Below are 15,759 nucleotides of genomic sequence, written 5' to 3'. Positions count from 1 at the left end.
GGGATGGGTCGCAGGAGTTGCGGGCGGTGTTGCGGTACAACAACTCGATGGCGTACGCGGCGAATGTGTTGAGTTGGTCGGCGGCGTATCGGACGGGGGGTTCGCCGCAGCAGGTGCGGATTTCGCCGGATGTGGTGGCGCCGGGGACGTTGCCTTCGGTGGGGCCGGGGTCGGAGATGGCGGCGGTGACGACGACGGCGCCGCGGGTGGGTGAGTCGCCGCGGGCGGTGGTTCCGGTTCCGCGGCCGCCGGTGCCGATGCAGGTGATGATCACGATTCCGGGTTTGCCGCCGATTCCGTGTGGGATCTTCTGCCCGCCCGCGCCGCCGGTGAATCCGTGCGCGGCGCAACCGATACCCGCACCCATGCCGCAACCGGGGCAACCCGGCGTGGCGCGCACACCGCTCGCACCCGGGCAACCCTACGGCGCTGCCCCCGGGCAGCTACCCGACGCGAACAACCCGGAAGCGGACGCCGACCCGGGCAACGCCGCCGGACTACCCGGATCCGGTGATGCCGAGGCGGCCCATTGCACGGAACTCGGAGCGGACGCCCCCACCAGCCCCAGCCGTGAGGCACCGGAACAGGACATCGCACCTCACATCCCGGAACCTGCCATCACCACACCGCCCGCGCCGGAACCCGAACCGGTACCCGACGCTCCATCCACACCCACGCCTCCACCCGGGATCACCTTGCCCTTCGGCATCGTCATCCCCCTTCCCGCCCCACCGCCGCCCCCACCGGCGGGCTGATCACACACGGCCCGACTCCGAGACCCGTCGAACCAGAGTCCGACTCCTCGCACGCGGTTCCGAGGTCCGGGAACGGTGGGCGAAGAGCAGGGAAGGGACCGCGATGACGTCGAAGGCGACCACATCGCGCTCGAGTTGCCGACTGTTCATCGCGTCGACGGCGCCTGATCCCGCACCTGCGCGAGCAGGCTGACGAGGGAAGGTCAAGGCCGACCAGCCGAACACGGTGTGGTGGTCTACCCATGGTCGAACGCGGGTGGCGCCCCTTGCGGGACGCCGCCGTCGCTTTTCGAACTCCCGCGAGGCCGCGCGATCCGATCTCGGCGCCACCGCGCCCACGTAGCGCTCGCAACTGCCTTCAAGCTGTATCCGGACCGCGCGAACAGACGTATCCTGGTCCCTAGCTATCGCGTGGCATCTAACAGCGGCGCCCGAGGAGGCCACCCACCTCCGTCGCGGTCTTCGAAGGCGTCTTTCGCCAGGCGGGCGTTCTGCGAGCGTGTGGCCCGGACACGAATCCTGGGCCGATCGTCGGCGACCGCGGTGACGAACTCCTTCCGAGACCGGTCGAGCAGAGGTGATCCCATGAGGGCCACAGTCGGAATATCAGCGGAACAGGCCGTGGTGCGCGGCGTGATGCTGTCGTCGACGGCGCGGCAGGACTCCCGGCCGACCGTGCTGCGGGAGGTCGAGCGACCGATCGAGCACTCGACCGCCGCGTCGGTCGCCGCCACGCTCGACGCGCTGACGGCCTGCGCCGAACCCGGCGCAGAAATCGACGATGTCGCCGTCGCGTACCGGACGGTCGCCGAGCGACGGGCAATCGTTTCGCAACTGTCATCGGCCGCGTGGCGGTCGTCGTCGCTCGTGTCCACCAAGACAGCGCTCCTGGCGCTGATCGAGGACGTACCTGGCCTGGCGCGCTACGCCACCCTGCTGGTGCTGGAGGTCGTGGGCTACCACACGTCCTACCTCGTCGTCGGGCCGAACCGGGACGAACCACTCGCAGTCGACTCGTGGGCCTCAGGTGTCGTCGACGCCGATACGGCGGGTCTGGCGATCGAGCGGATCCAGGCGAACTTGGACGCGGCCGGGTTGCTGCCCGATGCCGTCGTCTTGTGCGGCTCGTCGGTGGGAGATCCGGACGTCGTCTCCGCGTTGCGACTCGGCTTCACCGCACCGGTCATCGTGGCACCCGACTATGCCAACGCTGCCGCATACGGTGCGGCCCTGGTCGCCGCCGCTCCGTTCCGTATTGCATCGGACGCGCCCAGAGTGCCCGAGCGCCGACATTCCGGCCGCGCACTCATGGCCGGGGCGGCCGCTGCCGCGCTGCTGGGCGGAGCCGCGATCGCGGTCGTGCAGGCCCGCGAAGACCGCCCGGCGAACGCGCAGATCGGAGGCCCGGTGCAGGCGCCCGTCTCCGCAGCCCACCCCGCCGAGCCGAACCCACCGGTCCTGCCTCCAGCCCCGCCGGTCGAACAGGCTCTTGTCGCCCCGGCACCCGACGTGGTTTCCACCCCGTGGCCGTACCCCGGACCGCCGGTGCCACCGGCTCCCGGGCCGCCACCTGCGAATGTCCAAGGTGAGATGCCGGTCGAACCGATCATTCCGCCCGCTCCGCCACCGCCCCTGCTGAACCAGCCGACGCCGTACAGACACAGGCCGACCACGACGACGATTTCCCCGGAGCCGCCCGCCCCACCGCCTGCCACGGCCGCAGCGCCCGACGAACCCTTCCTCTTCCCGGGCGAGTCCCCGCCTCCACCCTGGAACGCCGACCCCGCGGTCGTACAGGCATGGTGGGACAACCACTGGAAGCTGAACGAGAGCTGGCTGCACGGCCGCTGACACCGGCTCGTCTTCTACAACTGCGCGCCACCCTGCGCTGGGTGCAACACGGATTTCGCGAGCCCTCGAACAGCGACTGCGCCCCATTGCGGTACCGCCCCGACTAGCTGAGTTCTCCTACCCCTGCTCGCTTCCTTTCGCTCACCGCGCGATGGCTCGGCCCGGGTGGGCGACGCGACGGCCGGTATTCTGCTCGGTCAGGGAGGAGGGCGCGTCGTGTCTGTGCATCCTGGCGATGTTTTCGCCGGTTACCGCATCATTCGCCGGATCGGGGCGGGTGGAATGGGGGCGGTGTATCTCGCCGAGCATCCGCGGCTGCCGCGACGTGACGCGTTGAAGATCCTCGATCCGGATCTGGGGATGGATGCGGAGTTCCGAGCCCGGTTCGAGCGGGAGGCCGAGTTGGCGGCCCGGCTCGAGCATCCGAATGTCGTCTCCATCTACGATCGGGGCGCCGAAGGCGACGTGCTGTGGATCGCCATGCGCTACGTCGACGGTGTGGACGCCGCCGAGTTGGTGCGCCGCGGCCCAGCGGTGCTGCCCGCCGGGCGTGCGGTGCGGATCGTCGCGGCGGCGGCGCGCGGGCTGGACGCCGCGCATCGCAGCGGCCTGCTGCACCGTGATGTGAAACCCGCGAACATCCTGGTGTCGACGGCCGACGACGGGTCGGACGCGGTACGCATCACCGATTTCGGTATCGCCCGCTCACTGGAGGCGAACGCGTCCTCGACCACCACGGGATCGGTGCTGGCCAGCTTCGCCTACGCCGCGCCCGAACAGCTGACCGGCGCTCCGCTCGACCATCGCGCCGACATCTACTCCCTCGGCTGCACCCTGTACGAAATGCTCACCGGCGCCGTGCCGTTCGGCCGCCGTACTCCGGCAGCCAGTCTGCAGGCCCATCTCTACGAGCCGCCGCCGCGCCCGTCGCTGGCGAACCCGGCGTTGCCCCCAGCCATCGATGAGGTGGTCACCCGGGCGATGGCGAAGAACCCGGCGGCCAGATACGGCAACTGCGCGGAGCTGGCAGCCGCCGCGATCCGGGCGCTCGAGCCGCCGCCGATTCCGCCCGCCCCGGCTTTCCCGCCGCCGCCTCCACGCGCGCGTACCGGACGGCTCGCTCTCATCGGCGGTGCGGTCGCCGTGGTGGTCATCGCGATCCTGGCGGTGGTCCTCCTGCGAACGGCCGAACGATCCGGCGGGAACGCCGTCGCCGCCCGCTCCACGACCGCTTCGCAGGCCACGACCACCACTGCGGTCACCACCCCCGCGGTCACCACCCCCGCGGCCAGGTCCGCCTGGGGACCCGCCGCCTACATCGTGGAAGCGTTTCCCGGCCTGCTGCCCTCCGATCCCGAAGGCGTGGGTTATCAGGGGATGCGCTGCGCCCTGAACGACGATCGTGGCGCCTGGTTGCACTGCCCGGCGGCCACCGGCGACGGGATCAACGTCAACATCCGCTGCGACCCGTCCCGCCGCCCGGTGACCTATACCTCCGACACCCTCGGCCGCGCCGACCTGCGTGAACAGCCGTGGACGCGGCCGTCGGGCACGGGCACGGTCCGCTGGGCGACCGACGACCTCGCCGGCTTCGGCTTGCTGGACGTGGCGTTCATCGACCACCGGCACTTCTGCACGGTCAGCGCTTCCGGCGGCAACGGCGGCCAGGACGTGTACGACAGATGGTGGACCGGTGCGCCGATCTGAGCAGAGGACGGGAAGGGCATGACCTTGCGCTCCGGGTCCGTATTCGCCGGTTATCGCATCGAGCGCACGCTGGGCTCGGGTGGCATGGGAACGGTGTACCTGGCGCGTCATCCCCGGCTGCCGCGTTCGGTCGCGCTGAAGGTCCTCGACCCGGCGGCGGGCGCCGACGCCGAGTTCCGGGCCAGGTTCCAGCGTGAAGCCGAACTGGCCGCTCGGCTGGATCATCCGAACATCGTGGAGATCTACGACCGGGGCAGCGAGGAGGGCAGGCTGTGGATCTCGATGCGGTACGTGGCGGGTGCGGACGTGGCGCAGCTGATCCAGCGACGGTCACACGAGCTGCCGCCCAGCAGGGTGATCGAAATCCTCGCCCAGGCAGCCGATGGGCTGGACGCCGCTCATCGGCGCGGCCTGCTGCACCGGGACGTCAAACCGGCCAACCTGCTGGTCGCGGCCGGAGACGAAGGGCGCGACCACGTCTTCGTCACCGATTTCGGCATCGCGCGCAGCCGCGACGACACCAGCAGGCTGACCGCCGCCGGAGCGCTGATCGCGACGCTCGGTTATGTCGCACCCGAACAGATCAGGGGTGAGCCGCTCGACCATCGCTGCGACGTGTACGCCCTCGGCGCGACCCTGTACCAGATGCTCACCGGCGCCATGCCGTTCGCGCGCACGACCCCTGCGGCGGTGCTGCGAGCGCATCTGGCCGAACCGCCACCGCGCCCTTCGGCGGCCGATCCGGCCCTGCCCGCGGCGCTGGACGTCGTCGTCGCCACCGCTATGTCGAAGCGTCCCGCAGACCGCTACGACAGTTGCCGCGCACTGGCCGTCGCTGCCGCGCAGGCATTCGCCCCTCCTCCCGCGCCCCGCCTCGCGCAACCTGTCGCGCGCCCGCGGCCGACGCCGCCCGTGCGTTCGTCGCCTCGGGTCCTGGCGACCACGGCCGCCGTATCGGTTCTGTTCCTGGCGCTCGCCGGTGTGCTGCTGCTGCGCTCGAACACGGTTCCCGGCGTGGGGATCGCGGATAGCGCGACACCATCCGCCTCGTCCACCGCGACCGCGGCGCCGTCGAGCACCGCCACCACGGCGGCGTCCTCCGCATGGGGACGCAACGCCGAACTCGTCGCGTCGCTCCCCGGTCTGCTTCCCGCCACACCGGACGGGTTCGGCTATCAGGGCGCGCGCTGCACCGACATCGACGTGGTCAACAACGGTGGCGCCCCCGCGGTCGAATGCCGCCAGGACAATGGGATCCACTGGTACGTGTGGTCTTTCCGGCACGGTGACCCCCGGCGCGACTCGACGTTCGACACCAACATCGACAACGACACCACTCGTCAGGAAATCTGGCGCAGGCCGTCCGGCTCGGGGCGGGTGCGCTGGAGCCACTACCCGGGCGGGAACACCGGCCTGCTCACGGTCGGATTCGACGACCCGGCGCGGGCATGGATCGTCATCGATGTGTCCTGGGATCACCACACCGGTCAGGAGCTGTTCGATCAGTGGTGGCAGTCGGCGCCGCTGTGAGCCGCCGCGTACCGGCGGCGCCCGCCGATGGTCGATAAGCTGGCCGGGTGAGCGCACTAACGGCCGGCTCGGTGGCCATCGTCGACGACTTGGACGCCGTCACCACCCGAGGTCCCGAGGACGATCCCGCGGCGGCCGGACTCAGCCGCGCCGACGTGGAGGCCCTGTGGGAGTCGGTGCAGGCGTGGTACCGCCTCGGCTCCACCCCGGCCATTCAGGTGTGTCTGCGCCGCAACGGCAAGATCGCGCTGAACCGGACCATCGGCCATGGCTGGGGCAACGCGCCGGATGACGGTCCGGACGCGGTCAAGATCTTGGCCACTCCGGATACGCCGTTCTGTGGATTCTCGACCGCGAAGGGCGTGGCCGGTGCGCTGATGTTCATGCTGGTCGAACAGGGCGCCTTCGCCCTGGACGAGCCGGTGTCCGGCTACATCCCGGAGTTCGCCGCGAATGGCAAGGCCGCCATCACGATCGGTGACGTGCTCTCGCACTCCGCCGGGGTCCCGTTCGTCACGCCGCCGTATCAGGGCGTCGATCTGGTTGTCGACGAGCAACTGGCGGTGCGCGGGCTGGCCGACCTCGTCCCGAGCTGGAAGCCGGGACGGTTCCGGGTGTATCACGCGCTGACGCTCGGATTGATCCTGCGTCTGCTGGTGCAACGCGCGACCGGCAAACGGCTGCGCGACCATTTGTCCGAGCAGGTGCTCGAGCCGTTCGGGTTCCGCTGGACCAACTTCGGCGTGCGGCCCGAGGACCTCGACAAGGTCGTGCCCAGCGTGAAGACCGGTCCGGCTCCGTCGCGCACAGCGAGCTATCTGGCGCGCAAGGCGATCGGCGGACGAATGGACCGCGCCTCGCGCGCGGCGACCGACGCTTTTCTCACCGCCGAGCTGCCCTCCGGCAATCTGATCACCACCGCGTCCGAATTGTCACGGTTCTACGAGATTCTCACGCGCGGCGCACCGGACGGCCGACGGATCATCCGGCCGGAGACACTGGAGGAAGCGGTGCGACCGGCTCGCTGGATACCCGGCGTGGCCGGCCGCGTCAGCCGAGCCGGCTTCGAACTCGGCGGCCGCAGGTCGAAATTCGGCCGCGACACCGGAGCGCATTTCGGGCGCAGTGGACTGACCACCCAGTACGGCTGGGCAGACCCGGCTCGTGGGCTGTCCGGGGCGATTCTCACCAGCGGCAAAGCCACGACCGATACCGAGCGGCCGTGGCAGCTGGTCGCGCAGATCTCCGCCACAGTGCGCGCCGATCGGTAGCCAGGGCTGTGCGCGCGGCCGCATCGATCGCCTCCACCAGTGAGAACATCTTAGCCATCCGAACGATCTAGTCTGTTAACTCGCTTGTTGCCCAACCGTGGGGTTGTGCTAGCGCTAGCGGAACAGACTGACCCGTCGGCTCTTTGGCGGTGAAAGCGTTGGTGTTGATGAGGATTGACCATGACGTGGCGGTGAGCGCATACCGGCACGAGACGTTCCCCGACGAACGCGGACGGTTCGGCGTGTTCGGCGGCAGATTCGTACCCGAGGGCCTGATGGCCGCGCTGCTGGCCCTGGAGGACGCCTACCGGCTGGCCCGTGCGGACGCCGGGTTCATGGCCGAGTACCGGGAGCTGTTGCGCGACCGCGTCGGCCGTCCCACGCTGCTGCATCAGGTGCGGCGGTTCGGGGAGTTGCTGGGTGTGCCGGGCGCCCGGGTGTATCTCAAGCGCGAGGACATGACCCACACCGGCGCCCACAAGATCAACAACGCGCTCGGGCAGGCGTTGCTGGCCAGGCGCATGGGCAAGAAGCGGATCGTCGCCGAGACCGGCGCGGGCCAGCACGGCGTCGCGGTGGCGACGGTCTCGGCGATGCTCGGATTGACCTGTGTGGTGTACATGGGAACCGAGGACATGCGGCGGCAGGCGTCGAACGTGATGCGCATGAAGCTGCTCGGCGCCGAAGTCCGTCCGGTCGACACCGGTTCGCGGCGACTCAAGGAGGCGATCAGCGAGTCGGTCCGCGACTGGGTGGCCGACGTGGACACCACCCACTACCTGTTCGGCACCGCCGCGGGACCCGCGCCGTACCCGCGGATCGTGCGGGACTTCCAGACGGTGATCGGTGCGGAGACCAGACACCAGATCGCCCGCCTCGAGGGCAGACTGCCCGATTACGTTTTGGCGTGTGTGGGCGGCGGCAGCAACGCCATCGGGGTCTTCCACCCCTTCGCCGACGACCCGCAGGTGCGGCTGATCGGCGTCGAAGCGGCCGGTCTCGGGGTCGACACCGGCGAGCACGCGGCGACCCTCTGCATGGGCAGTCCCGGTGAGATCGACGGCTCCTACAGCTACATGCTGCAGGACGAGGACGGCCAGATCGCGCGCACCCACAGCATCGCGGCGGGACTGGACTACCCGGGTGTCGGCCCCGAACTCAGTCACCTCAAAGACAGCGGCCGGGTGTCCTATCGCGCCGCCACCGACGCCGTGGCCCTGCGCGGCATGCAGGCGCTCAGTCACACCGAGGGCATCCTCGCCGCACTCGAATCCGCCCACGCCGTGGGTTACCTGATGGATATGGCCGAGCGCGGCGAGGTTCCCGCCGACTCGGTGATCGTGCTGTGCCTGTCCGGCCGCGGCGACAAGGATCTCGCTGTCGCCGCCGAGCGGCTCGGTGTGGCGTAGGCGCTGCTATGGTCGGAAGCGCCCAGGGCGCCGGAGAGGGACCGCGCGCTACACCCGCGCACGAGGACGAGCCCTCTTGAAGTATGTACCCCGCCTGATCTTGTTCCTGGCCATTCCCGCCGTGCTGTTCCTGCTGCCCTGGTGGACGCTGGTGGCGGCGCCCACCCAGGAATCCGGCGCACTGTTCTGGCTCGGGTCGGCGGTGTTCGGGCTCGGGTTCGCCGCCCTGCCCGCGTCGATGTTCCTCGGTCACGGGCCCGCGCAGTCGGACGCCGCCTCGATCGTCGGCGACACCTTGCTCGGTGTGATGTGGGTGGTCTTCAGCTGGTCGGTGCTCGGGAACCTCGCCGGCGCGGGGCTGGCCGCCGCGGGCGTCGGCGATCCGGCTCGCTCCCGCATCGTCGCGACGGGCGTGCTCGCGGCCGCGACGGTGCTGGTGGTGTGGGGTGTGTTCGAGGCGCGCCGGGTGCCGCGGGTGCGCACCGTGGAGGTATCCATTTCCGGTCTGGGACCGGCGCTGGACGGGCTGCGCGTGGTCGTCGTGACCGACACCCATTTCGCCGCGCTCGACCGGCTGCGCTGGTCGGAACGCGTGGTCGAGGTGGTCAACGCGCAGCGCCCCGACATCGCCTGCCATGCGGGAGATCTCGCGGACGGATCGGTGGCGAAACGGCACGCGCAGGTCGACCCCCTCGGCAAGGTCGAGGCCGAACTCGGCCGGTTCTACATCACCGGCAACCACGAGTATTTCGGTGACGCCCAGGGCTGGATCGATCACATGACCGCGCTCGGCTGGCAGCCGCTGCGCAATCAGCACGAGACGGTGCGTCGCGGTGACGATCGACTGGTGATCGCGGGCATCGATGACCCCACCGGCATCGCCTTGACCGGTCACGGCCCCGACCTGCCCGCCGCGCTCGCTGCGGCGGACCCGGACGCGCCGGTCGTCCTGCTCGCCCACCAACCCAAGCAGATCGCCGAGGCCGCGGCGGCGGGGGTGGCGCTGCAGATCTCCGGCCACACCCACGGCGGCCAGATCTGGCCCTTCCACTACCTCGTTCGCCTCGACCAGCCCGTCGTCGCCGGGCTGAGCCGCCACGGCGGCCACACCCAGCTCTACACCAGCCGGGGCACCGGGTTCTGGGGACCTCAGCTGCGGGTGTTCGCCCCGAGTGAGATCACCCTGCTCATCCTGCGGTCGGAGGCGGCGAGGGGCTGAGTTCGGCGCGGACGGTGCGCAGCGGGTACGCCTCGTCAGCGGTGGCCGCGGTCGGCGCCCGCCCGGCCGGTGGCCTCCGGCGCGGGCGAGGTAGCCGCGTCGCCGGAACTCCACGCCTCCCAGACGCCCGGAACCCCGTCTTGGACGACATAACTGGCGCGCGTGTGGATGGGCGCGCCGGGACGGCGGACATAGGGAACGACGCGAAAGTCGTTGCGCCAGGTGTGGTGATCGAGTTCCACCCGGACGTACCCACGCTGAGCGTTGAAGAACTTGATGTCCGGGTTCGCCCCGAGCAGCAGGCGGCCTTTGTCGCTCAGGTCGGCTCCGTCACCGTTGCTGGTGATCGAGGTGCCGGTGAATTCCGCCGCCACGACCGGTGACTCGGGGTCGGTGTAGTCGCGCCGCAGATCGGCGGCCTGGTTCTCGTGCCGGTCGCCGGTGATCACCACCAGGTTGCCCGCGCCGCGCGCCGCGGCGGCGCCGAGCACGGCATTGCGGTCGGCGACATAACCGTCCCAGGCGTCGGTGGAGACGCTGACCTCCGGACCCGGGTCGGAGTCGTTCTGGCTCATGCCCACCTGGTTGCCGAGCACCTGCCAGCGAGCGGGAGAGTGGGTCAAGCCGTCGATCAGCCAATCCCGCTGTGCCGCGCCCAGAATCGTGCGGTCGGGGGAGAGCCGCTCGGTGCAGCCGCCGACCACGGCGCCGCCACATGCCTGCGATGTGCGGTATTGGCGGGTGTCGAGCATCGTGATCTCGGCGAGGTCGCCGAACCGGAAGCGGCGATGCAGCCGGATGCCCGCGGCGGACGGCAGCTGCGCCAGGCGCAGCGGCTGGTGCTCGTACATGGCCTGGAACGCCGCGGCGCGGCGGCGGCGGAACAGGGCGGGAACACGCCAGATGTCGAGGCCCAGACCGGGCGCGCCCGCGGCCCAGTTGTTGTCGACTTCGTGATCGTCCATGGTGACCAGCCACGGGAACGCGGCGTGTGCCGCGCGCAGCGGCTGCTCCGATTTGTACAGCGCGTACCGCAGCCGGTAGTCGGTCAGGTCGACGGCTTCGTCGCGGAAGTTCGCGCCCATCGCGACGCCCACTCGCCCGCGCGTCCACGCGCGCTCGTAGATGTAGTCGCCCAGATGGACGACCAGATCCAGGTCTTCTCGGCTCATGTGCTCGTAGGCGGTGTAGTAGCCGGAGCTCCACGACTGGCAGGAGGCGAAGGCGAACCGTAACCGGGTCAGGGCCTGCCCGGGCGCCGGGGCCGTGCGGGTCCGTCCGACCGGGGAGATGGCCGAGCCCGCCCGGAAACGGTAGAAATACCAGCGATCCGGCGCCAATCCGTGCACCTCGGGATGCACGCTGTGGCCGAGTGCGCGAGTGGCCACCGCCGACCCGCGCGCCACCACTTGGCGGAAGTGCTCGTCGTGCGCTACTTCGTAGTCGACCGTGACCGGATCCAGCGGCATGCCGCCGAGCCCGTCCGGCGCCAGAGGGTCCGGGGCCAGTCGTGTCCACAGCACCACCCCGTCGGGAGCGGGATCGCCGGAGGCGACGCCCAGCGCGAACGGATCGCCGAGCCGGCGCGGGGCGGGGAATCGGGCGCTGCCCGCCGCCGCCGTTCCCACCAGCACCGCGGCCGACCCCGCGGTTCCGACTCGTAACAATTCCCGACGTGAGAGGGCCATACATCAGCGTAAGGCCGCGCCCGGCGGCGGGAAGGCCCACCGAAGCCGTGACGGCGTCAGAGCAACCCGCCGCGGCGCGCGTGGTCGAGGGCGTCGACCCGGGAATTCGTCCCCAACTTGCCATAGATACCGCGCAGGTGGGTTTTCACGGTGTTGACCGAGACACCGAGGTCGTCGGCGATCTGCTGGGCGGTTCGGCCGGACGGCAACTGCTTGAGCACGGTCATCTCGGTGTGGGTCAGAGCGGGGTAGGCGGGTCGGCGGCGCGCGGCGGGATGCCGCCGGATCGATTCGGCGAAACGCTCGGACCGGCCCAAACGGCCCGCATAGCTGTCCAGCAATCCCATCGCGGCGGGCACGTCGAGGAACGGGCGCAACAGCCGGTGCGGTGTGGCGGAACCCAGTGCGTTCTCCAGCGCGGTGAGCGCTTTGGCCGGTGCCCGGAACTCGTGTTGCGCCGCGGAGTACAGCAGCCATCCGGTGATCGCGCTGACCGGACGCAGGTCGCCCGCGCGGTCGAGCAGTGGTTCGAGGATGGCGCAGGTCGCCTTGAGACGATCGGCCGCGGCGTGCAGGGCCGCGTCGGCCAATCGCACTTCGGGAACTTCGCCGACGATGCCGCGGGCCCGCTCGACCAGCAGTCGCGCCGTCCTGGCATCGTGCACGCGCAGCAGCGCCCACACCACCGGCAAGATGAGGCTGCCCGTCGCGGCGGGCAAAGCCTTGTTCTCCAGCAGGATGAGCAGGCTCCGGCGCAATGCGTCGACCGCGGCGGACTGCTCCTCGGCCCGCTCGAGCTCGAGCAGGCGGCCCACGACATGGCCACGCCACCCCGCGACCGGACCGCAGGACCCGTCGTGCTCGACACGCTCGGTGAGAACAGCGCGGACCGCAGCCACATCGGGTGTCTCGCCTTGCAGGTACGCGCCGTAGGCGGCCACAGCGGTCGCCTGGACGGCGTCGGTCGCTTCCAGCAGCCCGTGTCGGGCCGCCGTCGCCAGCGCGCGCGCCGCGCGGTCGCGCATCGCGGTGGCGGCGTCGACGGTGTCGGCGGCCAACGCCAGCCGAGTCAGCGCGCGCAGCACCAAACGGGGACGGGCGGCGTGCTCAGCCAGCGCGAGGCCTGAGCGCAGCAGCTGTTCACCGCGTGCGACGGCGCCGCGGCCGACGAAGGCGGTGGCGACCTGGATCGCGGTGTACGCGTCGAGATCGGGGTCGCCGGTCGGGGGGACATCGTCGGGCACCCTCGGCAGAACAGCCCCGGTGGTGGCGGCGACGTCGATCGTCGCGGCCAGGGTGAGCGCGTCCAGGCGTTCGGCGGAGGCGAAGGAGACCTTGGCGGCGCGCCGGGCCGTCGCGGTGTCCAGGCACGCGACCGCCGCGGCGGTGCGGCCGGCGACGAGCGCGTCGACGACGCGTACCAGCCACAGGAAGGGGTCGTCGAGCAAGTCGGGCGCCGAGTGGGCCAACTGATCGAACAGCGTCTCGCCGCTTCCGTCGAGAACGATGCGCAGCGCGTACGCGGACAAGAATTCGCAGAGGTGTTCCCGGTCCGCGCCGGCGAGCTGATGCGGCAGCGCGGTCGCGGGCAGGCCCGCGGAACGCAACCAGCGGGCCGACTGGAGGTGTAGCTCCGCGCACAGTCGCGGCCCGAGGCGGCGGGTCTCGGCGAGGAAGTGAGCGCGTATCAGCGGAGGACAACAGAACCATACGTCGCCGTCGCGCGTGACGGAGCCGATCGGGAAGTTGATCCGTTCGAGTTCGTAGAGATAGTGGCCCGCACCGCCGCCGACGAGTTCGTCGGCGAGTTGCTCGGTGAACTCGACCGGAATGCTGGTGTAGGTGAGGAATTGGCGCAGCGCGGGCGGCAGCGCCTCGACGAGCTCGCCGGCCAGGAAATCGGTGACCGCGCGCGCCGGGCGCCCGAGACCGGTGAGCGCCGCCGCCCGGTCGTCGGACTTGGCGGCCAGATGGGTCGCGGCGATCCGCACGAGTGCGGCCCAGCCCTGGGTCAGGGTGTGGAGCGTCTGGAGTTCGGCGCCGGTGAGTTCACAGCCGTGGTCACGGCAGAGCGTATCGATCTGGTCCGCGGTGAAGGCGAGGTCGCTGGCGCCCCACCGGGTCAGCCGCGAGTGGAGTTCTAGGACGTGCCAGCGGATCGGCGGAGCGAATCGGGCGCACAGCACCGTCGTGACGGTCGGTGGGGCATGGTGCAGGAAGTATTCGACACCGGCCAGCGCGAGCGGATCGGTGAGCAGATGAGCGTCGTCGAGCACGAGGACGGTCGGTGTGGTGCGCGCGGCCAGTGTTTCGACCAGCTCCGCGGCAGGCGCGGTCGGCGGGCCCGGGCACCCGGTGGCCGCGATGCCGAAACGGGCGTGCAGTTCGGCCCACAGCGCCGTCGCGTCGTCGAGCTGTGCGGTGACGGTCAGCCACGCGACATCGGATGCGCGCGCGGCGTGCCGGGCGGCCCAGTCGGCCACCAGTACGGACTTTCCGGTTCCGGCCGGTGCGCAGATCAGCAGCACATGGCCCTCGCGGGTGTTCGACAGTCCGTCGGCGGCGGCGTACAGGTCCGGCCGGGGCAGCGGAGTGAACGGCGACGACGGTATGTCGGCTGCGGATCGCGCCGCGGCGGGGATGCGGGGTAGAGCGGGGACGTGCGAGGTGGTCACCGTGCCTCCCGGGCCGTGTGCTGACAGATCACTACCGCGCCTAGGTAGCGGAACTTACCCGGCGGAAAGTCCGCTCGATCCCATCGTGAGTGGTCGTTATGGAATTTTCACCCCCGGGACGGGGCGCGACCTCGGAGTCACCCGGAACGGGTGAAGTGCCGGACACCTCGGCTGGTGGAGATTCGGAGGACGTCACTACTTCCCGAGAAAGGGGGCGACCGATGACGCACATGACCGAACCGGAGCCACACCCCGTGCGACGTGGCATCGCGGCGGGCACGTCGATAGCGGCCGCGATCCTGCTGCTGACCGTCGGGGTGCTGTCGATCTTCGAGGGCATCTCCGCCGTCGCCGAGGACGAGCTCTACATCGTGGGCACCGAGTACGTCTACAAGTTCGACACCACGACGTGGGGTTGGATTCACATCGTGATCGGCATTCTGCTGGTCGTCGCCGCCCTGGGCTTGATGACCGGCGCCACGTGGGCGCGGGTGGCGGCGATCTGCCTGGCGGCCTTGTCGATCATCGCCAACTTCATGTGGCTGCCGTATTACCCGGCGTGGTCGATCCTGGTGATCGCGTTGAACATCGTCGTGATCTGGGCGGTCGCCACATGGCGGCCGGAAGTGGTCTGACCGGGCGAACGTCGGCCGCTCCGAGCCTGGAATGCCTCCACCGCGCATGATCTCGGGTGCGTTCACGAGCGCCTGCGCAGGCCGTGGCGAGGAGCGGCGTTCCGGCGAGCAAACTGTGGGAATCGCTCGGCGCGATCGACCGGTGAAGTGGGGGCTTCCGCTGTCACCGTAGGCGAAGTTGTGGTATCCACCTTCGAGATCGCACTACGGACTCGAAGGGAAGCCAATGCCCAGCAAGCCCCCGCTCGTTCTTCTGCACGGTGTCACCATGTCCGAACGGGTGTGGGAGGACGTCACCCCGTTGCTCGCCGCGCGCCACGAGGTGATCACACCGACCGCCCTCGGCCATCGAGGCGGCCCGCAGGCCCTGCGGCGGCCGGCGCGGGTCGAGCACTTGGTGGACGACATCGAGCGGCGCATGGACGCGCTGGGGCTGCGCCGGGCGCACATCGCGGGCAATTCGCTGGGTGGCTGGATGGCCATCGAGTTGGCCCGCCGTGGTCGCGCCGAGACCGTCTGCGCGCTCTCGCCCGCGGGTTTCTGGGAAGCCGGGGCCAGAAGTCAGTCGGCCGCGACCCGCCGCATCGCCCGCGAGGCGGCCACCGGGCGGCTGCTGGGTGTCCTCGCCCCGTTGGGTCTGCGCAGTGCGGCGGTCCGGCGAGTGGCGTTGCGCAACATCGCCGTGCACGGCGATCGCGCGAGCGCGGCGCAAGCGATGACCTTCTTACGTGATCTGGTGGGGTGCACGGTCACCGCCGATCTGCTCGGCACCGACGAACAGCTCTCCCCCCTGGACCCGTTGCCGTGCCCGATCACGGTTGCCTGGTCGGAACACGATCGTGTTCTTCCCGAGCAGATCCACGGAGCGATCGCTCGGGCGCGGCTGCCGGAGGCCGCGTTCTCCGTACTGCCCGACACCGGGCACGTGCCGATGATCGATGACCCGGGGCTGGTCGCCCGGACGATCCTGGCCACCACGAGCATCACCACCAGCGCCGAAGCCTCTTAGCGAGCCGTCT

At 70.3% G+C, this 15,759-nt stretch carries 12 protein-coding genes; 9 read left to right on the top strand and 3 right to left on the bottom strand.

Features of this window, described 5'->3' with window-relative positions; translation table 11 throughout:
- Positions 1 to 367 (bottom strand): hypothetical protein (locus tag GVY39_RS25180; RefSeq protein ID WP_201295336.1); only part of this gene is annotated, 367 nt, incomplete at its 3' end.
- Between GVY39_RS25180 and GVY39_RS25175 the strand changes: the two genes are divergently transcribed.
- The 7 genes from GVY39_RS25175 (at position 366) to GVY39_RS25145 (ending at position 9,742) form a co-directional block, all read left to right on the top strand.
- Positions 366 to 755, top strand: coding sequence for a hypothetical protein (locus GVY39_RS25175; RefSeq protein WP_159928771.1), 390 nt, complete (start codon positions 366 to 368; stop codon positions 753 to 755). The two genes, GVY39_RS25180 and GVY39_RS25175, sit on opposite strands and share 2 nt — an antisense overlap.
- A gap of 585 nt (positions 756 to 1,340) precedes the next feature.
- The gene (locus GVY39_RS25170) at positions 1,341 to 2,606 is read left to right on the top strand and encodes a hypothetical protein (protein ID WP_159928769.1); all 1,266 of its coding nucleotides are present in this window, start codon (positions 1,341 to 1,343) and stop codon (positions 2,604 to 2,606) included.
- A gap of 216 nt (positions 2,607 to 2,822) precedes the next feature.
- Positions 2,823 to 4,313 carry a serine/threonine-protein kinase gene (locus GVY39_RS25165; protein ID WP_236565655.1) on the top strand — a complete coding sequence of 497 codons (1,491 nt, stop codon included), beginning with the start codon at positions 2,823 to 2,825 and terminating at the stop codon, positions 4,311 to 4,313.
- Positions 4,314 to 4,331: 18 nt separating this feature from the next.
- Positions 4,332 to 5,843, top strand: coding sequence for a serine/threonine-protein kinase (locus GVY39_RS25160; RefSeq protein ID WP_159928767.1), 1,512 nt, complete (start codon positions 4,332 to 4,334; stop codon positions 5,841 to 5,843).
- Positions 5,844 to 5,890: 47 nt separating this feature from the next.
- Positions 5,891 to 7,114 (top strand): serine hydrolase, encoded by a 1,224-nt coding sequence (locus GVY39_RS25155; RefSeq protein ID WP_159928765.1) that lies wholly within the window; start codon positions 5,891 to 5,893, stop codon positions 7,112 to 7,114.
- A gap of 167 nt (positions 7,115 to 7,281) precedes the next feature.
- Positions 7,282 to 8,523, top strand: a complete 1,242-nt coding sequence (gene trpB / locus GVY39_RS25150) for a tryptophan synthase subunit beta (protein WP_159928763.1) — start codon at positions 7,282 to 7,284, stop codon at positions 8,521 to 8,523.
- A gap of 76 nt (positions 8,524 to 8,599) precedes the next feature.
- Positions 8,600 to 9,742 (top strand): metallophosphoesterase, encoded by a 1,143-nt coding sequence (locus tag GVY39_RS25145; RefSeq protein WP_159928761.1) that lies wholly within the window; start codon positions 8,600 to 8,602, stop codon positions 9,740 to 9,742.
- Positions 9,743 to 9,777: 35 nt separating this feature from the next.
- On the opposite strand, the gene GVY39_RS25140 is transcribed toward GVY39_RS25145, so the two are convergent.
- Together GVY39_RS25140 and GVY39_RS25135 are read right to left on the bottom strand one after the other, a co-directional pair.
- A complete protein-coding gene (locus tag GVY39_RS25140) occupies positions 9,778 to 11,430 on the bottom strand; it encodes an alkaline phosphatase (protein WP_159928759.1) in 1,653 nt (550 codons plus the stop codon).
- Positions 11,431 to 11,486: 56 nt separating this feature from the next.
- A complete protein-coding gene (locus tag GVY39_RS25135; protein ID WP_159928757.1) occupies positions 11,487 to 14,105 on the bottom strand; it encodes a LuxR C-terminal-related transcriptional regulator in 2,619 nt (872 codons plus the stop codon).
- 221 nt (positions 14,106 to 14,326) lie between these two features.
- Between GVY39_RS25135 and GVY39_RS25130 the strand changes: the two genes are divergently transcribed.
- On the top strand, positions 14,327 to 14,740 hold the full coding sequence (locus GVY39_RS25130; RefSeq protein WP_159928755.1) for a hypothetical protein: 414 nt from the start codon (positions 14,327 to 14,329) through the stop codon (positions 14,738 to 14,740).
- A gap of 226 nt (positions 14,741 to 14,966) precedes the next feature.
- Complete coding sequence (locus GVY39_RS25125; protein ID WP_159928753.1) at positions 14,967 to 15,749, top strand: alpha/beta fold hydrolase; 783 nt, start codon at positions 14,967 to 14,969, stop codon at positions 15,747 to 15,749.
- Positions 15,750 to 15,759: the final 10 nt, after the last annotated feature.

This window comes from Nocardia sp. CY15 (genome assembly GCF_009829295.1).
GTDB classification, from domain to species: domain Bacteria; phylum Actinomycetota; class Actinomycetes; order Mycobacteriales; family Mycobacteriaceae; genus Nocardia; species Nocardia sputi.
The sequence above is the reverse complement of the archived record's forward strand: the minus strand, read 5'-3'. Positions and strand labels throughout refer to the sequence as shown.